24 protein-coding genes and 1 riboswitch are annotated in these 24,410 nt (G+C 43.6%); of the genes, 23 read left to right on the forward strand and 1 reads right to left on the reverse strand.

The genetic code is table 11. From position 1 onward, the window contains the following. The first annotated feature begins 21 nt into the window (after positions 1-21). The 11 genes from rpoD (at position 22) to IGK63_RS05065 (ending at position 10,054) form a co-directional block, all read left to right on the forward strand. Entirely contained in the window at positions 22-1,128 is a 1,107-nt protein-coding gene (rpoD, locus tag IGK63_RS05015; RefSeq protein WP_005229298.1) for an RNA polymerase sigma factor RpoD, read from the forward strand. A 309-nt stretch (positions 1,129-1,437) separates the two neighbouring features. Next, positions 1,438-3,327 (forward strand): cell division site-positioning protein MapZ family protein, encoded by a 1,890-nt coding sequence (locus IGK63_RS05020; RefSeq protein ID WP_016613075.1) that lies wholly within the window; start codon positions 1,438-1,440, stop codon positions 3,325-3,327. A gap of 118 nt (positions 3,328-3,445) precedes the next feature. After that, positions 3,446-4,153 carry an AzlC family ABC transporter permease gene (locus tag IGK63_RS05025; RefSeq protein ID WP_016613076.1) on the forward strand — a complete coding sequence of 236 codons (708 nt, stop codon included), beginning with the start codon at positions 3,446-3,448 and terminating at the stop codon, positions 4,151-4,153. Next, positions 4,146-4,463, forward strand: coding sequence for an AzlD domain-containing protein (locus IGK63_RS05030; protein WP_008381024.1), 318 nt, complete (start codon positions 4,146-4,148; stop codon positions 4,461-4,463). The genes IGK63_RS05025 and IGK63_RS05030 overlap by 8 nt, the downstream gene beginning before the upstream one ends. A gap of 34 nt (positions 4,464-4,497) precedes the next feature. Then, positions 4,498-5,361, forward strand: coding sequence for a CvfB family protein (locus IGK63_RS05035; protein WP_008381026.1), 864 nt, complete (start codon positions 4,498-4,500; stop codon positions 5,359-5,361). A 109-nt stretch (positions 5,362-5,470) separates the two neighbouring features. Next, positions 5,471-5,923, forward strand: coding sequence for a Fur family transcriptional regulator (locus IGK63_RS05040; RefSeq protein ID WP_005237105.1), 453 nt, complete (start codon positions 5,471-5,473; stop codon positions 5,921-5,923). A 232-nt stretch (positions 5,924-6,155) separates the two neighbouring features. Further along, complete coding sequence (gene xerD / locus IGK63_RS05045; RefSeq protein WP_005237104.1) at positions 6,156-7,046, forward strand: site-specific tyrosine recombinase XerD; 891 nt, start codon at positions 6,156-6,158, stop codon at positions 7,044-7,046. Positions 7,047-7,060: 14 nt separating this feature from the next. Next, positions 7,061-7,810 (forward strand): segregation/condensation protein A, encoded by a 750-nt coding sequence (locus tag IGK63_RS05050; RefSeq protein WP_008381030.1) that lies wholly within the window; start codon positions 7,061-7,063, stop codon positions 7,808-7,810. Then, positions 7,803-8,387, forward strand: coding sequence for an SMC-Scp complex subunit ScpB (scpB, locus tag IGK63_RS05055; RefSeq protein ID WP_016613078.1), 585 nt, complete (start codon positions 7,803-7,805; stop codon positions 8,385-8,387). Before IGK63_RS05050 ends, scpB begins: the two co-directional genes overlap by 8 nt. 2 nt (positions 8,388-8,389) lie before the next feature. Next, positions 8,390-9,106, forward strand: coding sequence for a pseudouridine synthase (locus IGK63_RS05060; RefSeq protein WP_034872188.1), 717 nt, complete (start codon positions 8,390-8,392; stop codon positions 9,104-9,106). Positions 9,107-9,185: 79 nt separating this feature from the next. Beyond that, positions 9,186-9,310: riboswitch (FMN riboswitch) on the forward strand. 150 nt (positions 9,311-9,460) lie between these two features. Further along, positions 9,461-10,054: an ECF transporter S component gene (locus IGK63_RS05065; RefSeq protein WP_016613081.1), complete on the forward strand. Its 594-nt coding sequence runs from the start codon at positions 9,461-9,463 to the stop codon at positions 10,052-10,054. A gap of 57 nt (positions 10,055-10,111) precedes the next feature. Here the strand turns inward: IGK63_RS05065 and IGK63_RS05070 are convergent, their stop codons facing one another. After that, positions 10,112-10,327 carry a ferredoxin gene (locus IGK63_RS05070; protein ID WP_005237096.1) on the reverse strand — a complete coding sequence of 72 codons (216 nt, stop codon included), beginning with the start codon at positions 10,325-10,327 and terminating at the stop codon, positions 10,112-10,114. 26 nt (positions 10,328-10,353) lie between these two features. Between IGK63_RS05070 and IGK63_RS05075 the strand changes: the two genes are divergently transcribed. The 12 genes from IGK63_RS05075 (at position 10,354) to ilvA (ending at position 24,356) form a co-directional block, all read left to right on the forward strand. Next, complete coding sequence (locus tag IGK63_RS05075) at positions 10,354-11,349, forward strand: helix-turn-helix domain-containing protein (RefSeq protein WP_016613082.1); 996 nt, start codon at positions 10,354-10,356, stop codon at positions 11,347-11,349. Continuing rightward, positions 11,343-12,725, forward strand: coding sequence for a RecQ family ATP-dependent DNA helicase (locus tag IGK63_RS05080; RefSeq protein ID WP_016613083.1), 1,383 nt, complete (start codon positions 11,343-11,345; stop codon positions 12,723-12,725). The genes IGK63_RS05075 and IGK63_RS05080 overlap by 7 nt, the downstream gene beginning before the upstream one ends. A gap of 72 nt (positions 12,726-12,797) precedes the next feature. Next, the gene (locus IGK63_RS05085; RefSeq protein WP_005237087.1) at positions 12,798-13,424 is read left to right on the forward strand and encodes an SAG1386/EF1546 family surface-associated protein; all 627 of its coding nucleotides are present in this window, start codon (positions 12,798-12,800) and stop codon (positions 13,422-13,424) included. A 104-nt stretch (positions 13,425-13,528) separates the two neighbouring features. Then, a complete protein-coding gene (gene cmk / locus IGK63_RS05090) occupies positions 13,529-14,200 on the forward strand; it encodes a (d)CMP kinase (protein ID WP_005237085.1) in 672 nt (223 codons plus the stop codon). A 212-nt stretch (positions 14,201-14,412) separates the two neighbouring features. Continuing rightward, positions 14,413-15,627, forward strand: coding sequence for a 30S ribosomal protein S1 (gene rpsA, locus IGK63_RS05095; protein WP_005229333.1), 1,215 nt, complete (start codon positions 14,413-14,415; stop codon positions 15,625-15,627). A 163-nt stretch (positions 15,628-15,790) separates the two neighbouring features. After that, positions 15,791-17,101 carry a ribosome biogenesis GTPase Der gene (gene der, locus IGK63_RS05100; RefSeq protein ID WP_005237082.1) on the forward strand — a complete coding sequence of 437 codons (1,311 nt, stop codon included), beginning with the start codon at positions 15,791-15,793 and terminating at the stop codon, positions 17,099-17,101. Positions 17,102-17,335: 234 nt separating this feature from the next. Beyond that, positions 17,336-17,611: an HU family DNA-binding protein gene (locus IGK63_RS05105; protein ID WP_003126821.1), complete on the forward strand. Its 276-nt coding sequence runs from the start codon at positions 17,336-17,338 to the stop codon at positions 17,609-17,611. Between the two features lie 567 nt (positions 17,612-18,178). Continuing rightward, positions 18,179-19,867, forward strand: a complete 1,689-nt coding sequence (gene ilvD, locus IGK63_RS05110) for a dihydroxy-acid dehydratase (RefSeq protein WP_008381045.1) — start codon at positions 18,179-18,181, stop codon at positions 19,865-19,867. A gap of 2 nt (positions 19,868-19,869) precedes the next feature. After that, positions 19,870-21,570 carry a biosynthetic-type acetolactate synthase large subunit gene (gene ilvB / locus IGK63_RS05115; RefSeq protein ID WP_016613086.1) on the forward strand — a complete coding sequence of 567 codons (1,701 nt, stop codon included), beginning with the start codon at positions 19,870-19,872 and terminating at the stop codon, positions 21,568-21,570. 4 nt (positions 21,571-21,574) lie between these two features. Beyond that, the gene (gene ilvN, locus IGK63_RS05120) at positions 21,575-22,051 is read left to right on the forward strand and encodes an acetolactate synthase small subunit (RefSeq protein WP_005229349.1); all 477 of its coding nucleotides are present in this window, start codon (positions 21,575-21,577) and stop codon (positions 22,049-22,051) included. Positions 22,052-22,101: 50 nt separating this feature from the next. After that, positions 22,102-23,091 carry a ketol-acid reductoisomerase gene (gene ilvC / locus IGK63_RS05125; protein WP_008381047.1) on the forward strand — a complete coding sequence of 330 codons (990 nt, stop codon included), beginning with the start codon at positions 22,102-22,104 and terminating at the stop codon, positions 23,089-23,091. 11 nt (positions 23,092-23,102) lie between these two features. Then, positions 23,103-24,356, forward strand: a complete 1,254-nt coding sequence (gene ilvA, locus IGK63_RS05130) for a threonine ammonia-lyase IlvA (protein ID WP_254908479.1) — start codon at positions 23,103-23,105, stop codon at positions 24,354-24,356. Positions 24,357-24,410: the final 54 nt, after the last annotated feature.

Raw genomic sequence — 24,410 nt, forward strand, 5'->3', positions numbered from 1 at the left:
AACTGAAAGGGGCTTTCTTTCATGGCAGAAGAAACAAAAAAAACGTATGACAAAGCAGTTGCCGAATACATCCGAGAAAACAAAACAAAGGGGCAAGTTGTTTACGATGACATTACCAATCGTTTAGCAACGCCTTATACTTTGGATGCTGATGCAATGGACAAACTAATTCAAAAACTGGAGGATTCCGGCATCAGTGTCGTGGATGAAAATGGAGAGCCTTCAGTCCATAGTTTAAAGAGTAATGAAAAACGACAAGAAACCCAACCTCAAGAAGATTTGTCTGCACCGACTGGTGTGAAAATCAATGACCCTGTGCGGATGTACTTGAAAGAGATCGGTCGGGTACCGCTTTTGACCGCAGAAGAAGAAGTGGCTCTCGCTCTGAAAATCGAAGAAGGCGACCAAGAAGCGAAACAGCGTTTGGCAGAAGCCAACTTACGTTTGGTAGTCAGCATCGCCAAACGTTATGTGGGTCGGGGAATGCAATTTCTTGATTTGATCCAAGAAGGAAACATGGGCTTGATGAAAGCCGTTGAGAAATTTGATTATCGCAAAGGGTTTAAATTCTCGACCTATGCGACCTGGTGGATCCGTCAAGCGATCACTCGTGCCATCGCTGACCAAGCTCGAACCATTCGGATCCCAGTGCATATGGTGGAAACCATCAACAAATTGATTCGTATCCAACGGCAATTATTGCAAGACTTAGGACGCGAACCGACACCAGAAGAAATCGGCGCAGAAATGGATTTGCCAACGGAAAAAGTTCGTGAAATCTTGAAGATCGCTCAAGAGCCCGTTTCATTAGAAACACCAATCGGTGAAGAAGATGATTCTCATCTAGGTGATTTTATTGAGGACCAAGATGCTACAAGTCCGGCAGAGCATGCGGCTTATGAGCTTTTGAAAGAGCAATTAGAAGATGTATTGGATACGTTAACTGACCGTGAAGAAAATGTGCTACGCTTGCGTTTCGGAATCGATGATGGCCGTACTCGGACCTTAGAAGAAGTCGGCAAAGTCTTTGGGGTAACCAGAGAACGGATTCGTCAGATTGAAGCAAAAGCGTTACGGAAACTACGCCACCCATCTCGTTCAAAACAATTGAAAGATTTCTTAGAATAATTAAGGTTTATTGACTTTCCAAAGGTCCCCTTTGGAAAGTCTTTTTTGTTCAGGTTTTGTCATCTCTCCATAGGATAAGTAAAGAACTTAATAAAAACGTAACCAAGCAAGTGTTGGCTAATTGCCTAGAATGTGATAAATTTAATTTTGTGCATCTGCACAATTGAGTAATAAAAAAGAAATGCGAAAAAAGACCCATTATTTGTCGGTCTTTGAAATAGGAAGCAGTGGGCGCGTCAAGCGTTTGATCTGGTAGGGTACTGCTTCATAGAAGGAAATGCAAAAAACAAAAGGAGTCAGTTTGAATCAATGAAGAAGACATGTCCTGAATGTGGATTTCAAGCAATAGAAGAAACACCCGTTTGTCCCAATTGCGGGTTTCAATGGAACCAAGCAAAGGAGAATGAACAGGAACCATCATCTGACTCTTCCGTTACGCCAGAAGAGCTACAAAACAAAAACGATGATATTCGCTGGTCTGACTTTAAAAATGTTCCGATTGGAAAAATGGAGGAGCACTTAGGCGATCGACCATCCTCGAATGAAGAAACGATCGACCTTGCACAGCAAGAGGCTTTTTCTGATGAGCAAAAAAAACCACTTGAATCAGAGTCTAAACAAGAACCAAAAACAGTGGAAAACTCTGAGTCTACAGAAGAACACACAATTTCAGCCAGTGAAGAAGTTAATGAGACCGATGCACTGAGTACGGATGAACAGCATGACTCTGAGATTTTGGCCGCTTATATCCGACAGCACAAACTTGATGAAGAAGCAAAGGCAGCAGCTGCTCTAGAAGCAGAAGAAACCGCCATTGATCTTTCCTCTGCTGAAGAGGAAAGTCAGATGCAAGCCAGCGAGGAACCTCTGCCGTCAAGCGAGGAGGAAGTGGTGACGGAGCCAGTTATTGAAGAAGCTGAGAAGCAGCCAGAACCAGTCATCGATCCAATTCCTGAACCAATCACCGCAGCGGATGAAACGCCACAAAAGGCGACTGCTGAAGAAGAAACGTCTTCTTCCAGTGAAAGCAAGAAGAGCCCTCGCAAAGCACTCTATATTACAGCGGCTTGTTTGTTAGTGGCAGCGGGTGGTGGTTGGGCTTATTACCATCAACAGCAGCAACAAGAAACTGCCCGACAAACGCAACAGGCGCAAGAGAACCGTACGTTAGATCAGATCGAAAATGAGTTGAATGATTTTTATACAAATGATGAGCGAGTGTTCATTAAAAGCGACAAAACAGCAGAACAGCTGACGGCTGTGACGAATCAGTTGGCAGATTTTCAAGACCACGAACGATATGATATCTTGTCACAAGAAGCAGAGACAATTGCTGATAAATTAGCAGCTTTGACAGAGATCAATAGCTATTTCAGCAGTCCTGCAATTGTGGAGGATCAGTTGGAAGAAGTCTCGTTGAAAGAAGCTGCTGCTGTCACAATGGCGAAGCGTGAGAACGGGGATGCCTTTGATGAGTTGATCAATCAAGCCATCGACATGGGACAAAAAGAGTTCAGCGCGATCGAGGAAGTTCAAAATGCAGTGAAGAGTATGGTGGCTTTAAGTGGTGACGGTGAAGCACCGGCGAGTGTCACTCGTGAGAACTACAATGCCTTGATGAAAAAAATCCAAGCTTTGCCAATCGATTCACTGGTTGAAAGTCTTACGACGGAACTACGTAAAGTCGATACTGCCTTGACGAAGCGTGAAACAGCTACCCAACAAGCAGCGGCGCAACAACAAGCTGCCCAAGAAGCAGCACAAGCGGCGGCTTCCGAGAACAACGCTTCCGCTTCGAGCAGCGGATCTACAAGCGCTGCGACGCCCGCGCAAAGTACTTCTGAAGAAGAGTATGTGCTTTCGCCGAATACACCAACAAATACCAACAATCAGCCAATTATTCCAGCCCGCCAAAGTGATTTGAATGATGTAAACAATAGCGCCTGGGTGTGGGCAGATGGTGTCCAAGAAAAAATCATCGCCACAGCGATTGCTCGCGGTTATGTGGTAGAAGGCGGCTATACTTTTGAACGTGTACGAATCGTCAATGGTGAAGGCTATTACAATTTTTATGCGACAAATGCCCAAGGCAGCTTGCTTAAAGGAACGGATGATTCAGCGTTCCCGCTATACTTATTTACGGTAAACGCCAAAACTGGCTATTTCAGAGGCAATGGGAACGATCACACCGTTCGCTAAGTCTCCTGAGTCACTAGAAAATTTTCAGAGTTATTACATGCACATGTGAAAAATACTTGTTTCCCCTCCTTGTTTTCGATATGATGAGAGATAATCGTTCAAACAAGGAGGGGTTTTTGTGCAGAAAATTGAGAGATATGATCGGTTTGAAGACGGGGTCATTGCTTGTGTACCAACGATTCTTGGGTACCTGGGCATTGGTTTTGCAATGGGGGTTGTGGGAAAAGGCGTTGGGTTGTCTATTCTAGAAATTATTTTAATGTCTATTATTGTCTATGCTGGCAGTGCTCAATTTATCATTTGCGCCTTACTAGCGATTCAAGCACCTTTCATGACAATCGTCGCAACAGTTTTTTTAGTGAATTTACGACACTTTTTAATGAGTTTGTCAGTAGCTTCCTATTTTAAAAAGACACCGTTGCTTTCTGCCATTGGTATCGGGACACTTTTGACTGATGAATCCTATGGCGTTTTGACGACGGCACTTCAACAAGACAAACCAGTCACAGCGAAATGGACCCACGGGTTGAACGTAATGGCTTATTTGAGTTGGATTTTTGCGACGTTTTTGGGTGGTTTATTGGGTTCATTTATTCCAGATCCAGAAGCGTTAGGCTTAGATTTTGCCTTAGTAGCTATGTTTGTTGGTCTTTTTTTATTTCAAGTAGAGCGACCGCTTAAGAAGAAAACCCAGCAAACGCTCTTGATACTAGGGACAGTTGTGGTGAACTTGATTTTATTTATGCGTTTTTCGACCGCAGAGATTGCGGTAATTGCGGCGACACTGGCAGGATGTTTGGTTGGGACGGTGACACACCATGACTAATTTTGTTATACTGATGCTAGTATGTGGATTGGTTACTTGGCTTCCGCGGATCGTTCCTTTTTTATTTTCGAAAAAGCTCATATTTCCGGAACCTTTCACCATCTTTTTGAGTTACTTACCGTTGTGTATTTTGGCGGCATTATTGGTGCAAAATTTGCTGATCTTTCGAGAAGGCCAATTCCCCATTTTGAAAGTTAAAGAAACCATTGCCTGTATCCCGGCATTATTGGTGGGGTATTATACCAAAGATTTGATGAAAATCGTTATCACAGGCGTTATTGCTATGGCGCTGTTGCGTTTCTTTTTATAGGAACGAGCAGTTTTAAAGAAAAAGGAGAGAATAGATGAAAGACTTATTAGCATCCGTATTCAGCGGATTGATCATTGATGAAAACGAACAGAATTATTTTGTTCAAAAAGGCGGGGTTACCTTCCGACTAGCCAAGGAAGAAGGCGAACATCATTTAGGTGAAGCCGTCGAAGGGTTTGGCTATCAAAATCAAAAGCAAGAAAATGTGCTCACTACGAATATTCCGAAAAGCCGCAAAGGGCATTATGCCTTTGGTACAGTCACAGGAAGCCGTCGCGACTTAGGCGTTTTCGTCGATATCGGTTTGAAAGACAAAGATATGGTGGTTTCATTAGATGAATTGCCAACAATGCGGGAACTTTGGCCCAAAAAAGGCGACCGTTTGATGGTCAGCTTGCGGGTCGATGACAAAGAGCGTATTTGGGCTTCATTAGCAGATGAGAAAATTTTTAAGGCATTGAGCAAAAATGGTACGGAGCAAATGAAGAATCAAGATGTTACAGGTAGCGTGTACCGTTTGAAGTTAGCGGGTACTTACTTGCTGACGGATGATTTTTATATTGGCTTCGTCCATCCATCAGAACGGTATCAAGAGCCGCGCCTTGGGGAAGTGGTCAAAGGGCGAGTGATTGGGATTCGTCCAGATGGTGTCTTGAACCTTTCATTGAAACCAAGAGCCCACGAGGCGATCTCAAATGATGCCGCCATGGTTCTAACCTTTTTAGAACGAGCGCCTGAGAACAAAATTCCTTTCACGGACAAATCAGCCCCAGAAGAGATTTTGCAAACATTTGGTATTAGTAAAGGCCAATTTAAACGGGCATTAGGAACCTTGATGAAACAGCGTTTGATTGAGCAAAAAGACGGCTTTACGATTCTTATCAAAAAACCTAATTGAGAATACTTGTTTCTTTTATCGTTCTAATTTATAATGATTACAATGTTTGTCTTGAGTGATTTTCACTCAGATTAGAATCGTTATAAATTAACGGCATACGGAGGCAACTATGAACACAACAGCAGCGTTAAAAAAGACCAAGAAACAATTGCACGAGTCGGGGTTTAAATTAACTCCTCAGCGAGAAGCGACGTTGTTGGTCTTATTAGAAAATGAGAAAGACCATTTATCCGCAGAAGAGATTTTCTTTTTTGTGCGAAAAAAAAATTCTGAGATTGGCTTGGCAACCGTCTATCGAACATTGGAGATCTTAACGGATCTGAAAATTGTCGATAAAGTCAGCTTTAATGACGGTGTCGCTCGCTATGATCTACGTAAAGAAGGTGCCAAACACTTTCATCATCACTTGTTGTGTTTGGAATGCGGCAATATTGAAGAAGTCGAAGAGGATCTGCTGGGCAGTGTCGAAGAGATCGTTGAACAAAAGTACCATTTTTTAGTAAAGGATCATCGGTTGACCTTTCATGGTGTCTGTCAAAAGTGCCAAAGCAAAGCCGAGTGATTGTACTTTGGCGATCTTAAATAAACGTTTGTTATCACCCGAATGATAGTCAGATGGTTTCCAATAGGAAGAGTGCTCTTTTTTCCGATTTGAAAGAAACCGAAAAATCTGCTATGATTCGGGTGTTTCCTTGGGCAAAAGATACGGGTAGATGCCTCTTTTTTATTGGCAAGCTACTATCTTAACGAGCCAGAATTTGATATGATAAAAAAGCTGAAAGTAGAGGAAGCCCATGAACGAACAAATCATTGATTATCTTCATTATTTGACCATTGAGCGCGGGCTATCCCAAAATACCCGTGCCAGCTACCAGCGAGATCTGCAACAGTATCTTGCGTTTTTACAAAAAAAACAAGTCACTCAGTGGCAGCAGATCGACCGAGTGATCGTTTTGTCTTTTTTGCAAAGTCTGCAAGAAGCGGGAAAATCCTCGGCAACCGTGATTCGGATGGTTTCCAGTTTGCGAAGGTTCCATCAATTTTTGCGTCAAGAACGGTTTACCGATCATGATCCAATGCAGCATATTGATTCACCAAAAAAACAGCAGAAGCTGCCTGATACCTTGAGTTTACAAGAAGTGGAGCGGTTGATCGAAACACCGGATACGCGAGCAGTTTTGGGCATCCGTGACCGAGCGATTTTGGAAGTGATGTATGCGACGGGCTTGCGCGTCAGTGAGTTGATCGGGTTAAAATTAAACGATCTGCATTTAAGTATGGGATTGTTGCAAACAACCGGAAAAGGCGACAAAGAACGGATCGTTCCATTAGGGGACTTAGCGATTCAATGGATCGAAACCTATCTCAGCGATGCGCGTCCGTATTTGACGAGAAAAACGCCGGATGAAAGCCATCTGTTTGTAAACAACCATGGTACGCAACTGTCTCGTCAAGGGATCTGGAAAAATTTAAAAGCCTTGGTTCGACAAGCTGGGATCACCAAGAATGTGACTCCCCATACGCTGCGCCATAGTTTTGCGACCCATCTATTAGAAAACGGGGCAGATCTACGAACGGTTCAAGAGTTGCTAGGGCACGCAGACATCTCGACCACTCAGATTTACACGCATATAACGAAGAAACGGATGACGGAAGTGTACAAGCAGCACTTTCCGCGCGCCTAGAAATCGAGGATGGAATGGAAGAAATCAAAATAAAATTAGCTGTCTTTGAAGGACCGTTGGATTTGCTGCTTCATTTGATCAAAAAACTGGAGATCGATGTTTATGATATTCCAGTTGCTACCATCACCGAACAATACATGCAGTACATCCATGCCATGAAAATTTTAGAATTAGAAGTCGCTGGAGAGTATTTAGTCATGGCGGCGACTTTGATGGCGATCAAAAGCCAGATGCTGTTGCCTAAACAAGAGTTGATTGCTGAAGTCGAAGAGTACGAAGAAGATCCGCGGGATATGCTGGTGGCACAACTGCTAGAATACCGAAAATTTAAGTACGCAGCCGAACAGCTTTCAGAAAAAGCGGAAGAGCGCAGTTTGTATTACACGAAAGATCCGATGGATGTCGATGAATACAAAGAGGAAGAAGATCAATTAAGAGCCAATCAATTCAACACGATCGATCTCTTTTTGGCTTTTCAAAAAATGATCGAGAAAAAGAAAAATCGCCAAGTACTAGAAACCAAGATTTCTCCTGATGAAAGCACCATCGATGAAAAGATGGCGGCGATTCAGTTGGAGATGCAACATGTGAGTGCTAAAAAAGGCCGCAGCTTTGATTCGTTTTTTACTTCTTACAATAAAACAGAAGTTGTGGTAACCTTTATGGCACTGTTAGAATTAATGAAAAAAGGAACGATTCGAGTAGAGCAATCAGACAATTATGCGTCGATTCTGCTCTATCCAACAGGTAAAGAAGATGAGTAAATATAGTGAATTAGAAGCGATCTTATTCGTCGTCGGTGATGAGGGGATCGGACTTGAAGAACTGAGTTATTTAGTCAAAAGTAATACTGCCAGTGTCTATCAGCATTTGCAGGAACTAAATCAGCAATATGAAGAAAATGAACATACCGCGTTGCATATTCTAGAAGTTGGCAATCATTTTATTTTAACCACTAAAAAGCAATTTGCCCCTTTATTGAAGAAATACGCCGAATCACCGATGGGGAGTTCATTGTCGCAAGCCGCTTTGGAAACTTTGTCGATCATTGCTTATAAGCAACCGATCACTCGGATGGAAGTAGAAGAGATTCGCGGCGTTCAATCCAGCGGTTCGGTCCAAAAACTGGTGGCAAAGCGGCTGATTGAAGAAAAGGGACGCGTGGACGGACCAGGACGAGCGATCCTATACGGTACGACGGAATACTTTATGGATTATTTTGGCTTAAAAAGTTTGGCTGAATTGCCTGACATCCAATCAATGGAAGATGAACTTGAAGAAGATACACCGTTTGATCTTTTTTACGACCGCTACAAACAAGCAGAAACAGAAGGAGAATGAAGATGGAACGTTTGCAAAAAGTGATTGCCCATGCCGGCATCACCTCAAGAAGAAAAGCTGAAGGACTGATAACCGAAGGCCGTGTGCGAGTCAATGGACAAGTAATCAAAGAATTAGGGGTCCAAGTCGGTTCAAAAGATGTCGTTGAAGTGGACGGCGTTCCGATCGAACAAGAACAACATGTCTATTATCTGTTCTATAAACCTCGTGGCGTGATCTCAGCTGTAACAGATGATAAAAAACGCAAAGTCGTTTTGGATTATTTTGCTGAAGTCCCTGAACGGGTGTATCCAGTCGGCCGCTTGGACTATGATACCTCCGGTTTGCTGCTACTGACAAATGATGGGGAATTGTCACAGACACTGATGCATCCAAAACACGAAGTCGAAAAAGTGTATGTTGCCAAGGTCAAAGGCATTGCGGATAAAAAGCAACTGCTCCCATTGACAAAAGGAATTCGGATCGAAGGGCGTAAGACCGCGCCTGCTCGCTTTGAAATCTTATCGACAGACCAAACGGCACAATCTAGTATTGTGCAATTGACGATCCACGAAGGTCGCAATCATCAAGTCAAAAACATGCTAAAAGCAGTTGGTTTGCCTGTGCAAAAACTAAAACGGGAAAACTATGGTCCGTTAGATTTAAAAGGTCTTCGTCCAGGGGAATACCGAGAGTTGTCGAAGAAAGAAGTCAGCCAGCTGAAAAACAGTGCAAAATAGTTGAAAAGTATCTGAAAACGTAACTATTGTTAATTTTTAGATTTTGTGTATAATAGAACATGTAATAAATAGAATAAAGGTTCGTCTTCAGGGGCAGGGTGCAATTCCCGACCGGTGGTTATAGTCCACGACCTATTTCTTCGGAAATAGCTGAATCGGTGAAATTCCGATACCGACAGTACAGTCTGGATAAAGAAGATAGAGCGTATTTGATTTGCTTATGGCTATTTCGAATGCCCTCTTTTTTCCCTGTGGAAAAAAGAGGGCATTTTTTGTCTGGCGCCGACAAGAAAGCCGAGGAAATTTAATAGGTTCGTTTGAAGAGGAATCCTGAACTTAGGAGGATTTATACTGATGAACAACAAAACAAGAAAAATGGTGACGATCGCCATGTGTGCTGCTATGGGAACAATTTTGCAATTTATCGCTTTTCCAATTTTTCCGGCATTCAGCTTTTTAAAGATCGATTTTAGTGATATTCCCGTGATGATCATGATGTTTTTATTTGGTCCTTGGAGTGGGGTAGTGACTGCCTTCATTCGTTCGGTCCTGCATTTGTTCTTATCTGGTTTTTCACCTGCTGATATGGTGGGAGATACGGCAAGCTTTTTAGCATCATGTGCCTTTACTTTGCCAATGTACTACTTTTTCCGCAAAGGTATCCACACCAAAAACAAAATGGTTGGTGTCATCAGCGGTATCTTGTCGGTAACGATTTTTATGAGTGTGGCGAACCTATTTGTGATCACACCGCTTTATCTACGCTTTTTCGGGGTCACAGCCGATCAATTTTTAGGGATGTCTTTGCCGCAATATGTGGCGATCGGGATTTTACCCTTCAATTTGGTTAAAGGAGCGATCGTCAGTGCCGTCTTTTTAGCACTACATGCCAAACTGCTCCCATGGTTGGCTCGTAAGCAGCCCCATCATTCTGCTATAGGAAAATAAAAAATGAGCCGACTTGCTGTGGCAGACGAAAGGTCTGTTAATGGCAGGTCGACTTTTTTATTTTTCTATAAGGATCGCTCTGGTGGGGCATTTGCGATAAGCAGTTTTGACTTTTTCTTGTTGTTCTTCTATGATAAACTGTTGCCGTGCACTCGGTTCTTGGGCAAATAAAACGATCCCATCTTCATCATAATCGAAGATCTCGGGAGCATAGATCGCACATAGTCCACAAGCAATGCAGCGCTCAGGAACAATTTTACAGCGTTGTGACATTTTTTAGTCCTTTCTGGGAGGAAGATATGGATTCTTTTATTTTAGCGCTGTTTTCTGATACTGACAAGTTGCGTCCATCGACACTTTATCAAATTCTCATTGGTAAGCGCACTAGCTCTGTCTTGAGTTATGCCTTTTTTTATGATCGATTAGGTCTTTTTCAAGCGTTGCCACAGTTGAATGAGAGGGAGTATCAACAGACGATCGCTGACTTGATCCAACAAGGGATGCTAAGTCGAGATTCAGATGGTCTGCTGCTCAAAAGGACCGCTGCAAATTATGAACAGTCAAGAGAAATGTTGTTGCATCATACGGATTATTTTCGGTATGGACGAACGACGGAGGAGGCGTGGCGTTTTGTCCGACTGCTGGTTCAAGCAGCTGCATATCAAGGGGTGACGAATCAGTATATTCCTGTTGAGAACACGCCTTTATATACAGAACCTGTGCGTCGACTGATCCATCAATACCCTGAAATCAAAAAGATCACTCATCGAGAACTTTCGGCAGTTTTTGCCCAACTTCCCGCAGAAGTCGCAGATTTTTTAGCGGGTACCTTATCTGGTCCTGATCTTCTGGGGCAGGCGTTTTTCCAACTTTTGCCAGAATCTGTACAAGGTAAGCCTTGGGACAATCTTTATGTAGGAGCTGCGATCCATCAATTTTTAGCCCTGGTTGAAAAAGAGTCTCAGATGGTTCTGTTTCAAGGATTGTCACCTTTTCTAAATAGGAATCTGAATCAAAGTATGCTGGAAAGTCGTGCATTGTTCTTGCAAGGAGCTTCTGTTGAGCAGATCATGGAAAAAAGAAGGATCAAACGAGGAACCGTTAATGATCATTTGATTGAGTGGGCACTGCTTGATCCGACATTTCCGTATCAGCGCTTTGATACATCATTGCTGAATAAGCTGCCAGAAACTTCTTGGAAAAACAGCTATCAAGAATTACAGGAGCTTCTTACGACTGATTTTTTGACGATCCGTTTGTTACAGATTGCTCAGAAACGGGGGATTCGATGTTAGAAAACGCACTGAATCAGTACTTTGGCTTCAAAACATTTCGTCAAGGACAAAAAGAAGTCATCGAAAGTGTTTTAGCGCAGCAAGATACGTTGGCGATTTTGCCTACCGGGAATGGCAAAAGTCTCTGTTATCAGCTGCCAGGGTACCTCATAGATGGCATCGTAATCATTATCTCACCGCTTGTTTCTTTAATGGAAGATCAAGTCTATGGCCTACAAAAGCAAGGGGAAAAACGCGCGATTGCGTTTAATAGTCAACTGGACCTTGCCGATCGTCACTATGTGATGCAGCATTTATCGCAGTACAAATTTTTGTTTTTAAGTCCAGAAATGATCGTGCAAGAAGCCATTTTGCAACAACTCGAACGAGCTAAGATCGCTATGCTCGTGGTGGATGAAGCTCATTGTGTTTCCCAATGGGGCATTGATTTTCGACCAGAGTACTTGCAGCTTGGTGAAGTAAAAAAACGGTTGAAGGCACCCGTCACATTAGCATTGACGGCTACTGCCACGGCGCAAGTCGAAGCAGATATTCGGCAAGTGTTGTTAGCAAAGAACGCCAATGTCTACCGTTATTCGATGAACCGCAGCAATATCGGCTTGTTCGTAGAGAAAACGTCAGACAAAGATGCGGCATTGGCAGACTATCTCAGCCGCTTAGGCGGGGCTGGGATCATCTATTGTTCCACAAGAAGCAAAGTCGAAGAAGTCTATAACAAACTGCGTCAGCGCTATTCGGTAGGCTATTATCATGGTGGTCTAGCGAGCGATCAAAGAAAAACGTTGCAGCAGCAGTTTTCTCAGAATAAACTAAAATTGCTCGTCGCAACCAATGCGTTTGGGATGGGGATCAATAAAGAAGATATTCGTTTTGTGATCCATTATGACTTGCCTGATTCGCTGGAAAACTACAGTCAGGAAATCGGTCGAGCAGGCCGCGATGGCAAACAAAGCAGTGCGATCTTGCTTTATCAGGAACACGATGAGCAGATTCACTACTTCTTTCAGCGAGAAAACAAAGAAGAACGCCGTGCTTTAGAACGAATGGATCAGGAAAAGATGAAAGGACCTTTGACACCGCTGCAAGAAAAATGGCAGCTGAAGATGAAGGAGTTGGGGGCTGCGTTTTGGCTGGAAACGCTAAAACAAAACGAACAGCAAAAGCAAGAACAATTACAAAAAATGTTGGCTTATATTCATTTTACCGGCTGTCGTCGCCAGTTTTTATTGGCGCACTTTGGGGAAGACGCACCAGCAAATCCTTATTGTTGCGACAATGACGGGATCGAATTGGCAGCGGAAGAAGAGCTTTTAGAAAAAAAAGTCATCCTTCATTGGCAAGAACGTTTAATAAAAATTTTTAAAGATATAAATTGAATCGTATTTTGCAGGACAGTTTTTATTTACCTATGGTATAATACATCGGAAGGAAACTAGGAGGGAATACGAGTGAGCAAGAAAGACAATGACTACAATTCAGAAAATCAAGAACCGTGGGAACAACCAATCTATGATACAGAATACGATGATTCTGCATCAAGATCCCAACAAAGAAAACAAAAGCGTGGGAATTCACTCTTTTTGACGATCGTTTTAGTTTTGCTTTTCTTGATCGTGGCAATTCCGGTTGGTGCCGGTATTTGGGTGTTGAATCATAACAGTGATGCCCCGACCGCAGCAAGTTCGAGCAGTACAGTAGAAAGTACGACAGAATCTTCGACAACTGAGTCATCAACAACGGAATCATCAACTGCTGAATCGACAAGTGAAACGAGTTCGTCAACAAGTGAATCAAGTTCTTCATCAAGCAGTAGCAGTTCTGCACCAGCTTCAACAACGCCATCAAGTAGTAGTGAGCCGGCTCAACAGGAAAACAATGCAGGGCAAGACACTACGCAAAATAATCAAGGGCAAGGAGCGACTGGTACCGAGGAATACACGACGGTGCAAGCAGGTGAAGGTCCTGAACAAGTGGCAGCCCGTACAGGCATCTCAGTTGAAACCCTATATCAATTAAATGGGATTGATCCAAACAACTACATGCTATACCCTGGCGACACATTACGAATTAAATAAAAAACCGCTTTGGCGGTTTTTTTTCTTGGTAGGAAGAAGCCAAGGTGAACGATAAGCAGAAACGATGAAGAATACACATCGTTGGGAAACGAGGAGTAAGAAAAATGAAAAAAATCAACATCGCTATTGATGGTCCGGCGTCATCTGGGAAAAGTACCGTGGCAAAAATCATCGCCAATGATTTAGGGTTTATTTATACAGATACCGGGGCCATGTACCGCAGCATCACGTATTTGGCCTTAAAAAGCGGCTGTTCATTAGAGGATGAAGCGGCGATCGCTGCTTTGATCGATCAATACCCCATCACTTTTGAACCGACTGAACACGGTCAAGAGGTCTTTGCAGGAGGAGAGCAAGTCACAGAAGCGATCCGTCAGCCAGAAGTAACCAACGCAGTTTCGAAGGTATCGGCATACCCTGCGATCCGCGAAAAACTCGTCCAACAACAGCAGATGATCGCTAAAGATGGCGGTGTCGTGATGGATGGCCGCGATATTGGTACGGCGGTTTTACCACAAGCAGAAGTCAAGATTTTTCTGGTAGCAAGTGTGGAAGAACGGGCGCAGCGCCGTTTCAAAGAAAATCAGCAAAAAGGGATCGGTACCGATTATGAAACTTTAAAAGAAGAGATTCAGCAAAGAGATTACTTGGATTCTCATCGGGAAGTCTCCCCTTTGAAACAAGCAACAGATGCCGTTCGAATTGACACCTCCGGTTTAACAATCGAGCAAGTCGTAGAAGCGATCAAAAAAACGATCCAAGAAAAGATCGACTAGCGAAAACAATGGGTGTTCCCCATTGTTTTTTTATTTTTCCTACGAAAAAGATGAAAGCAAGCAAGAAAACAGACGTGAAAAGACTTTTTCAACGAAAAAACCGTAGTTTTTTAGGAAAATAAGAGAAATCGCTTTATTTTTTTTTCATTCTATTTTAAACTAAAAGATGTAGTGCAATTATTGCAGAATTGTTGGTTAGGAGGACATGAGAGATGACAGAATTTGAAAATAATCAGGTTGAGAGTGGAAATGAATCAATGGAAGCCGCTTTAGACAATTTCCAAGAAGTAAAAGTTGGAGATATCGTTAAAGGCGAGGTATTGGCCATTGAGGATAAACAAGCGATCGTAGGGATCGAAGGCGCCGGTGTCGAAGGCGTTGTTCCTGCAAAAGAATTATCGACTTTACCTGTTGAAGACATCAACGAAGCAGTCAAAGTAGGGGATGTCTTAGAATTAGTTGTGATTTCAGCAATTGGGAAAGACAAAGAAAATGGCAGCTATCTCCTTTCTAAACGTCGCTTAGATGCGAAAAAAGTTTGGGAAGATATCGAAAAAGATTTCCAAGAAGGAAAAATCATCGAAGCACCAGTCACCAACGTCGTTAAAGGCGGATTAGTGGTTGACGTAGGGGTTCGTGGGTTTGTTCCAGCATCAATGGTCGAAGATCATTTTGTTGCGGATTTTGAAGATTACAAAGGGAAAACATTGACCTTTAAAATCGTTGAGATCGAGCCTTCTGAAAACCGCTTGATCCTTTCTCATAAAGCTGTTGTTGAAGCAGAAAAAGCAAAACAAAAAGAAGCTTTACTAGCTGATTTATATGAAGGACAAGAAGTAGAAGGAAAAGTAGCTCGTTTGACTGACTTTGGTGCCTTCGTGGACCTAGGAGGCATCGATGGACTTGTCCATGTCTCTGAAATTTCACATGGGCATGTTGGCAAACCGAGTGACGTTTTGTCTGTTGGAGATACCGTCAACGTCCGTATCTTATCTGTTGATGCAGACAAAGAACGTGTGTCTCTTTCAATCAAAGACACATTGCCTGGACCTTGGACCAATATTGAAGAGCAAGCGGCTGTTGGCAGTGTCTTAACTGGGACTGTTAAACGTTTGACAAGCTTCGGTGCGTTTGTGGAAGTCTTCCCAGGTGTTGAAGGGCTGATCCATATTTCACAAATCTCCCATAAACACATTGCGACACCACATGAAGTCTTACAAGAAGGCGATGAAGTGCAAGTGAAAGTGCTCGAAGTGAACCCTTCAGAACACCGAATCGCATTAAGTATCAAAGCATTAGAAAAAGCAGAAAATACCAATGAAACACAAGAAGTTTCAGAGGATGATTATCAATTGCCAGAAGAATCAACTGGGTTTACCATGGGTGATATCTTAGGTGATGCCTTAAAAGACAGCGACGAAGAGTAATTGTATGCCATCAGCTTATAACGATTCGATGTTTGAATTTGTTATAAGCTGATTTTTTGTTTGCCGAGAAAGCTTGCAACTTTCCATGGCTTTAGGTAAACTAAGTAAGATTGAATACAAGAAGCAGCGTACAAGGACTGCTTTTTTAAATGGAGGGTAAAAAATGTCAAATCCAACAATAGCGATCGTTGGACGTCCGAATGTGGGGAAATCGACCATTTTCAACCGGATAGCTGGAGAACGAATTTCGATCGTTGAGGATACTCCAGGAGTGACCAGAGATCGTATTTATGCCACTGGTGAATGGCTAGGCCGTGAGTTTAGTGTAATCGATACTGGTGGGATCGATTTAAGTGATGAGCCGTTTATGGATCAAATCAAGCATCAAGCAGAAATCGCCATCGATGAAGCAGATGTCATTGTTTTTATTACGAGTGCTCGTGAAGGAGTAACAGATGCTGACGAGCTTGTGGCTCGTTTGTTATACAAAAGCAACAAACCCGTGATTTTAGCGGTCAACAAAGTTGATAATCCCGAGATGCGCAACGATATCTATGAATTTTATGGTTTAGGTCTGGGCGATCCATACCCAATCTCAGGAAGTCATGGATTAGGGATCGGTGATGTCCTAGATGAAGCAGTCAAACACTTTACCAATGAAGCGGAAGAAGAAGACGATTCCATCATCAAGTTTAGTTTGATCGGTCGACCAAACGTCGGGAAATCCTCTTTGATCAATGCGATTCTTGGAGAAGAGCGAGTAATTGTTTCAGATATCGAAGGAACGACTCGTGATGCGATCGATACCCATTTTACCAGCGAAAGCGGTCAAGAATTTACCATGATCGATACCGCCGGCATGCGTAAAAAAGGGAAGGTCTACGAATCTACTGAAAAATACAGTGTCATGCGAGCAATGCGGGCCATTGAACGCTCAGACGTCGTCTTGATGGTCTTGAACGCCGAAGAAGGAATTCGCGAGCAAGACAAACGGATCGCTGGCTATGCCCATGAAGCAGGCCGTGGAATCATTATCGTTGTCAATAAATGGGATACATTGAAAAAAGAAACGAATACGATGCGTGATTTTGAAGAAGAAATCAGAGATGAATTCCAATATTTGGATTATGCACCAATCATTTTCGTTTCCGCAGTGACGAAACAGCGCTTGAATAAGTTGCCGCAGTTGATCGAAGAAGTCAGCATGAATCAAAACATGCGTATTCCATCTGCGTTGTTGAATGACGTCATTATGGATGCGGTGGCGATCAACCCAACACCAACAGACAAAGGCAAACGTTTGAAGATTTTTTATGCGACGCAAGTGGCTGTCAAACCGCCAACTTTTGTTATTTTTGTCAACGAAGAAGAACTGATGCATTTCTCTTATGCGCGTTTCTTAGAAAATCAAATCCGCAAGGCATTCACTTTTGAAGGAACGCCGATTCGGATCATTCCACGCAGAAGAAAATAGAGATTTTATCATACTTTGTTTCTTTTTACAAAGAAATCTGTCCTTTTCTAGAAAAATGGGAAAAAACCAAAAAAAAACCCCCTAAAAACGTTAAAATCCTTGATATTACAAGGTTCTTATGATAACGTTATATCAGAATATTGATGGTAATCAATATTTGACAAAAACCTTGGACCACTCAAGATTTTTGTTGATGCATGACATCAAAAAAAATATCAGGAGGTGAAACCATCCATGGCAAATAAAGCAGAATTAATCGAAAAAGTTGCAGCAGCTACTGACTTAACTAAGAAAGACGCAACTGCAGCAGTAGACGCTGTATTCTCAACAATTCAAGACGCTTTAGCTAACGGTGAAAAAGTTCAATTGATCGGCTTTGGTAACTTTGAAGTTCGTTCTCGTGCAGAACGCAAAGGACGCAACCCACAAACTGGTGAAGAAATCAAGATCCCTGCTAGCAAAGTACCTGCATTCAAACCAGGTAAAGCTCTTAAAGACGCAGTGAAATAATTGAGTCTTGTAGAAACCCTTGAGTAATCAAGGGTTTTTTCTTTTGTCTAACTAGGAACTGCCACTATGCAGGCGGATCGAATGGGAAAAGAAACGGTTATTATTGTCAGAAAATTCAAAAATATTTTTTGTTTTTCTTTTGGTCTAAAAAAAACAAGGGTTGCTGGCACACTTTAATTCTCAAGCAAGAATAAAGGTGATTTAAAAGTCATTCTTATCAAAAGAAGCAAGCGATTAAATGACATCTGATGTGAGAAAGGGTTCCTTGGAATTGTCATTATTGAAAAAAAATTCAGAAAATTCGTTGACAAGTGATTTTGCAAAGGGTATATTGGTAAACAATTACAAGAACGTTACTATTTCTAATGAAGGAGCCATTTTCTATGCGTAATTTTAATCAATATTTATTAGTCATTATTATTGATACCAGGACTTAGAACACGGAAGCAAAAATTATCCGTTTGTTTGAGTCCTATTTGCGTAAGTAAAATGGGATTCTGGCAAAGCATCCCAGTTTTTTATAACCGGGATGCTTTTTTTTATTCCAAAATGCAGGAGATGATGAGTGTGAGAAGTGATCAAATTAAAAAAGGGATCGATGCAGCGCCAGCTAGGAGTCTGCTCTATGCCACAGGACAAGTTAAAAATATCCATGATATGAACAAGCCATTTATTGCGATATGTAATTCCTATATCGATATCGTGCCTGGGCATGTGCATTTACGGGAGTTAGCAGATATCGCAAAAGAAGCGATTCGTGAAGCTGGCGGCATCCCTTTCGAGTTCAATACAATCGGCGTAGATGATGGCATTGCGATGGGACATATCGGTATGCGATATTCGCTACCTAGCCGAGAATTGATCGCTGATTCTGCAGAAACCGTCATCAATGCCCACTGGTTTGACGGCGTATTTTATATCCCAAATTGTGACAAGATCACTCCTGGCATGATCTTAGCAGCCATGCGGACCAACGTACCAGGAATTTTTTGTTCCGGCGGTCCTATGAAAGCCGGCATTGATCCTCGGGGACATCAAATAACCTTATCTTCCATGTTTGAAGCCGTTGGGACGTACAAGACGGGTAATATGACAAAAGAAGATTTTGAGTTTATGGAACAAAATGCCTGTCCGACTTGCGGCTCCTGCGCAGGGATGTTTACTGCCAATTCGATGAATTGCCTCTTAGAAATCTTAGGATTGGCAATGCCAGGCAATGGTACGATCCTCGCCGTGTCTGAAGAACGACGAGAACTAGTTAGACAAGCCGCCTTTAAGTTGATGGATCTTGTTGAAAAACAAGTGAAACCTCGAGACATCGTGACCAAAGAAGCTATCGATGATGCCTTCGCTTTAGACATGGCGATGGGGGGTTCCACCAACACAGTGCTGCATACCTTAGCGATCGCCAATGAAGCAGAGATCGATTATGACTTAAGACGGGTCAATGAAATCGCTAAAAGAGTGCCTTATCTCTCAAAAATCGCGCCATCATCAGCCTATTCGATGCATGATGTCCATGAAGCCGGTGGGGTTTCAGCAATCATTCGGGAGCTATGTGATATCGAAGGAGCGATTCATCCCGATCGACCGACTGTTACCGGTAAGACGTTACGAGAAAATGTCGCTGAAGCGAAGATCCACAACGAAGAAGTCATCCATCCGAAAGAAAACCCGTATAGTCCAGTTGGCGGTCTATCGATCTTGTACGGAAACATCGCCCCAGAAGGCAGTGTCATCAAAGTTGGCGGGGTCGATCCAAGTGTCCAAGTGTTCAAAGGGAAAGCGATCTGTTTTGATTCTCATGATGAAGCAGTCGCAGCAATCGACAATCATACCGTACAAAAAGGACATGTTGTAGTGATCCGCTATGAAGGCCCGAAAGGGGGGCCGGGAATGCCGGAAATGCTGGCGCCTACCTCAAGTATCGTTGGTCGTGGGTTAGGCAAAGATGTCGCCTTGATTACAGACGGCCGCTTTTCAGGAGCGACGCGGGGAATCGCCGTTGGCCATATTTCTCCGGAAGCTGCAGCCGGTGGTCCATTAGGACTAGTCAACGATGGCGATGAGATCATTATTGATTTGCCAAATCGAACGCTAAATCTGCAAGTTTCAGAAGAAGAGCTTGCCAAGCGTGCGCAAGAACGACCGAAGTTTCGTTCAAAAGTAAAAAAAGGATGGCTTGCACGTTATACCGCTTTAGTGACCTCTGCGAATACGGGCGGGATTATGCGAGTACCTGATGAGGAGGAGTAGCAATGGAAAACATCGACTATCAAGCATCGCATCTAAGGACTGGCGCGCAAGTGTTAGTGGACAGCTTGCAAGAGCAAGGCGTCGAAATGATCTTTGGCTACCCGGGTGGCGCCGTCTTACCGTTATATGACCAATTATATGATGCAGCGATTCCGAATATTTTGACGCGTCACGAGCAAGGCGCGATCCACGCCGCTGAAGGCTATGCCAAAGCTACTGGCAATGTTGGGGTCGTTTTAGTGACAAGTGGTCCAGGTGCTACGAATGTCGTCACGGGCATTGCCGATGCTATGAGCGATTCCGTACCGTTGGTGGTTATCACGGGGCAAGTGGCCGTACCAGGAATTGGCAAAGACGCTTTTCAAGAAGCGGATATTCTAGGTATCACGTTGCCGATCACGAAACACAATTACCAAGTCCGTTGTGTGGATGACTTACCGAAAGTGATCGCTGAAGCCTTTCACATCGCTTCAACTGGGCGTAAGGGACCTGTTGTGATCGACCTTCCGAAAGATATTACATTGCAAGAAACCGCTGAAACCTGCTCATTGCCGATCACAAGGAAAAGTTATCAACCGAATGCAGAGCCTTCCCGTCTGCAAATTGAAAAATTGATGCACGTTTTAGAAAAAGCACAGCGACCAGTGGTACTGGCTGGTGCAGGCGTGATCGCGGCTGAAGCTGCGGCTGAATTAAATGCATTTATTGCCAAGTACAAGTTGCCGACAGTCACAACGTTGCTCGGCTTAGGCTTACTGCCAAATGATCATCAATTTTTCTTGGGCATGGGCGGTATGCATGGAACGTATGCGGCGAACATGGCTTTATCAGAAGCCGATTTGATTATCAATATCGGCTCTCGCTTCGATGATCGCTTAGCGACTGCCGGCAGTCAGTTCGGCAAGCAGGCCATCGTTGCTCATATCGACATCGACCCGGTGGAGATCGGCAAGATTGTAGAGACAAAGATCCCAATCGTCGGCGATGCCAAGGCTGCTTTGCAACAGATGCTACGGTATCCGCCAACTAGAGGAACGTGGTCTGCCTGGTCGGATCTATGCCAAAAACGGAAGATGGAAAAACCTTATCGCTATGATCGCACTCAAGCACAAGAAATCAAACCGCAAAAAGTCATCGAAGAAGTAGGGTGTTTGACCAAAGGAGAGGCTTACGTCATCACCGATGTTGGGCAGCATCAAATGTGGGTCGCGCAGTATTATCCGTTTCGCTTTCCTAAGCAGTTGATCACCAGTGGCGGACTAGGCACGATGGGCTATGGTATCCCTGCGGGAATTGGCGTCCAATTTGCTCATCCAGAAAAAATGGTCGTGGTGTTTGTTGGCGATGGCGGGTTCCAAATGACAAACCAGGAATTTGCTATTTTGAATGAGTATGGCTTGAATGTCAAATTTGTTTTGTTGAATAATCGTTCGTTAGGAATGGTCCGCCAATGGCAAGAAACATTTCATGGCAAACGACGCTCTGCCTCTGTTTTTGCACAGCAACCTGATTTTGTTAAACTAGCACAAGCTTATGGCATCGAAGGCTGTCGGATCGATGAACCCACTCAGCTTTCTGCTATGCTAGCGGAAGCTTTTGCACATACGGGGCCGCAACTGATCGAAGTAATGGTCTCGCCCTCAGAGCATGTGTTGCCGATGATCCCACCGGGGAAAGCCAATCATGAAATGATGGGGGTCTAAGGGGATGAAACGGGTATTAGCAGCAATCGTCCATAATGAAGCAGGTGTTTTGAGCCGCATCACGAGTGTCTTAAACCGCCGGCAGGTCAATATCGAGAGTATTTCTGTCGGCACAACGGAACGGCCAGAGTTTTCACGAATGACGATCATTGTCAACGTGAACGATTTGGCAGAAACAGAACAAGTGACCAAGCATTTAAACAAACAAATAGATGTCTTGAAGGTTTCTGATATTACAGAAGTTCCTCATATCGAACGAGAACTGGTGCTGATCAAAGTCAATGCACCAACCACTAGCCGCTCGGAGATCCAAGCAGTGATTGATCCGTTTCGAGCGCACATTGTCGATGTCGCACTGAAAACGATCGTTGTGCAAGTTGCCGGTGATACGAAAAAGGTAGAAGCATGCATCGAAGTTTTGCGTCCCTACGGGATCAAACAGTTGGCACGAACGGGTGTCACTGGCTTTACAAGAGGGTAAGTGCAATTTTGAATTGCTTATAATAAAGAAAGAATTCGGAGGAAACAAGTATGGTAAAAGTATATTACAACGAGGAAGTTACAGATAATCTAGGAGACAAGAAGATTGCGATCGTCGGCTACGGCTCTCAAGGGCACGCTCATGCGCAAAATTTACGGGACACAGGTCATGAAGTCTTTATCGGCATTCGTGAAGGAAAGTCAGCAGAAGCTGCAAGAAACGACGGATTTGAAGTCTTTCCAGTAGCCGAAGCCACTCAAAAAGCGGACGTAGTCATGATCTTGGCACCCGATGAGATCCAAGGATCGTTGTATAAAAATGAGATCGAACCGAATCTTTCTGCCGGCAATGCATTAGCATTTGCGCATGGTTTTAATATTCATTTTGATGTGATCGCGCCGCCAGAAGAGGTGGATGTATTCCTAGTTGCGCCTAAAGGACCGGGCCATTTGGTGCGTCGAACCTTTACCGAAGGGTTTGCGGTGCCAGCCTTGTTTGCAGTCTATCAAGATGCGACTGGCAACGCACAAGCGACAGCTTTATCTTATGCAAAAGGCATTGGTGCCACACGGGTCGGCGTTTTGGAAACGACCTTTAAAGAAGAGACCGAGACCGATCTTTTCGGGGAACAAGCCGTACTTTGTGGCGGTTTGACCAGCATGATCGAAGCCGGCTTTGAAACATTGGTAGAAGCCGGGTACCAACCGGAATTGGCGTATTTTGAAGTTTGTCATGAATTGAAACTGATCGTTGACTTGATTTATGAAGGAGGATTCAAAAAAATGCGCCATTCGATCTCGAATACGGCAGAGTATGGCGACTACGTTTCCGGTGCTCGGGTGATCACCGCACAAGCCAAAGAAAACATGAAAGCCGTATTGACAGATATCCAAAATGGTCAATTCGCGAAAGGATTCATTGAAGACAATCAAAATGGCTTCCCTGAATTCTATAAAATGCGTGAAGAAAACGGCAACCATCAAATTGAAAAAGTCGGCAGCGAGTTACGGAAAATGATGCCGTTTGTTGCGAAAGATTAGAGGTGGCGCGTTTGTTGGTGACAGTTTCTGCAATCGAGCAAGCATATGAACGACTGCGGGGAGCAGTTAGTCATACACCGCTGCAGTATGATCGCTTTTTATCTGAAAAATACCAAGCGACGGTTTTGTTGAAGCGAGAGGACTTGCAAAAAGTCCGCTCCTTCAAATTACGAGGTGCCTACTATGCGATCACCCAGGCAGATCCTGTGCAGACCAGTCGTGGCGTCGTCTGTGCCAGTGCCGGAAATCATGCCCAAGGCGTTGCTTATACCTGCCAAGAACAGCAGATCCATGCGGTCATTTTCATGCCAACAACGACGCCGCAACAAAAAATCGCGCAAGTTCTCTTTTTCGGCGGCGACTACGTCAAAATCGAATTGGTGGGAGATACCTTTGATGCGGCGGCGCAGGCTGCCAAACAATTTGCAAAAGAAAAGCAAATGGCTTTCATTGCTCCTTTTGATGATCCCAATATTATCGCAGGACAAGGATCAGTAGCCGTGGAAATGTTGGCGGATGCTGAAAAAAAACAAGTATCGATCGATTTGGTGGTGGCTGCCATTGGTGGCGGTGGTTTGATCAGCGGGACCGCAGCCTATTTGAAAGAAAAGCAGCCAAATATAAAAGTTGTTGGAGCAGAACCTGTAGGGGCCGCCTCGATGCAAGCAGCCTTTGATCACCAAGGACCGGTGGCTTTAGAGCATATTGAAACCTTTGTCGATGGTGCGGCAGTCAAACAAGTCGGAGCTCAGACCTATGCCCATGCCAAACGCTATGTGGATCAATTGGTAACGGTGGAAGAAGGTGCAATCTGCCAAACGATTCTAGAATTATACAGCAAACAAGCGATCGTCGCTGAACCAGCTGGTGCCTTGAGCGTGGCAGCCCTGGATGAGATCAAAGAGCAAATCAAAGGCAAGACGGTCGTCTGTATTGTGAGTGGTGGTAACAATGATAGTTCCCGCATGGCAGAGATCGAAGAGAAATCACTGATTTATCAAGGATTGAAACATTATTTTATCGTCAATTTCCCACAACGTCCCGGTGCGTTGAAGGAATTTGTTAGCCATGTATTAGGGCCTGATGATGATATCACGAGGTTTGAATATACGAAAAAAATCAATCGTGGAACAGGACCAGTAATGCTGGGAATCTTGTTGAAACAAAAAAACGATCTACCCGCATTACTGTCACGAATTGAACAGTTTGATCAAGGCTACATCAACCTTCAGCAAAATCAATCACTTTACTCGCTTTTGGTTTAGAAAAAAACATGGTTTCCTTTGTAATACAGGAAACCATGTTTTTTGCTTTTTGGC

The organism is Enterococcus sp. AZ040 (assembly GCF_050499185.1).
GTDB classification, from domain to species: domain Bacteria; phylum Bacillota; class Bacilli; order Lactobacillales; family Enterococcaceae; genus Enterococcus_D; species Enterococcus_D entomosocium.

Coding starts and splice junctions, on each gene's coding strand:
- IGK63_RS05070 (WP_005237096.1), bottom strand. CDS start 10,327: ATGTCACAACGCTGTAAAATTGTTCCTGAGCGCTGCATTGCTTGTGGA.
- IGK63_RS05035 (WP_008381026.1), top strand. CDS start 4,498: ATGAAAGACTTATTAGCATCCGTATTCAGCGGATTGATCATTGATGAA.
- rpsA (WP_005229333.1), top strand. CDS start 14,413: ATGACAGAATTTGAAAATAATCAGGTTGAGAGTGGAAATGAATCAATG.
- IGK63_RS05020 (WP_016613075.1), top strand. CDS start 1,438: ATGAAGAAGACATGTCCTGAATGTGGATTTCAAGCAATAGAAGAAACA.
- xerD (WP_005237104.1), top strand. CDS start 6,156: ATGAACGAACAAATCATTGATTATCTTCATTATTTGACCATTGAGCGC.
- ilvB (WP_016613086.1), top strand. CDS start 19,870: ATGGAAAACATCGACTATCAAGCATCGCATCTAAGGACTGGCGCGCAA.
- IGK63_RS05040 (WP_005237105.1), top strand. CDS start 5,471: ATGAACACAACAGCAGCGTTAAAAAAGACCAAGAAACAATTGCACGAG.
- IGK63_RS05075 (WP_016613082.1), top strand. CDS start 10,354: ATGGATTCTTTTATTTTAGCGCTGTTTTCTGATACTGACAAGTTGCGT.
- ilvC (WP_008381047.1), top strand. CDS start 22,102: ATGGTAAAAGTATATTACAACGAGGAAGTTACAGATAATCTAGGAGAC.
- IGK63_RS05080 (WP_016613083.1), top strand. CDS start 11,343: ATGTTAGAAAACGCACTGAATCAGTACTTTGGCTTCAAAACATTTCGT.
- IGK63_RS05060 (WP_034872188.1), top strand. CDS start 8,390: ATGGAACGTTTGCAAAAAGTGATTGCCCATGCCGGCATCACCTCAAGA.
- rpoD (WP_005229298.1), top strand. CDS start 22: ATGGCAGAAGAAACAAAAAAAACGTATGACAAAGCAGTTGCCGAATAC.
- scpB (WP_016613078.1), top strand. CDS start 7,803: ATGAGTAAATATAGTGAATTAGAAGCGATCTTATTCGTCGTCGGTGAT.
- cmk (WP_005237085.1), top strand. CDS start 13,529: ATGAAAAAAATCAACATCGCTATTGATGGTCCGGCGTCATCTGGGAAA.
- IGK63_RS05050 (WP_008381030.1), top strand. CDS start 7,061: ATGGAAGAAATCAAAATAAAATTAGCTGTCTTTGAAGGACCGTTGGAT.
- IGK63_RS05065 (WP_016613081.1), top strand. CDS start 9,461: ATGAACAACAAAACAAGAAAAATGGTGACGATCGCCATGTGTGCTGCT.
- IGK63_RS05030 (WP_008381024.1), top strand. CDS start 4,146: ATGACTAATTTTGTTATACTGATGCTAGTATGTGGATTGGTTACTTGG.
- IGK63_RS05105 (WP_003126821.1), top strand. CDS start 17,336: ATGGCAAATAAAGCAGAATTAATCGAAAAAGTTGCAGCAGCTACTGAC.
- ilvN (WP_005229349.1), top strand. CDS start 21,575: ATGAAACGGGTATTAGCAGCAATCGTCCATAATGAAGCAGGTGTTTTG.
- der (WP_005237082.1), top strand. CDS start 15,791: ATGTCAAATCCAACAATAGCGATCGTTGGACGTCCGAATGTGGGGAAA.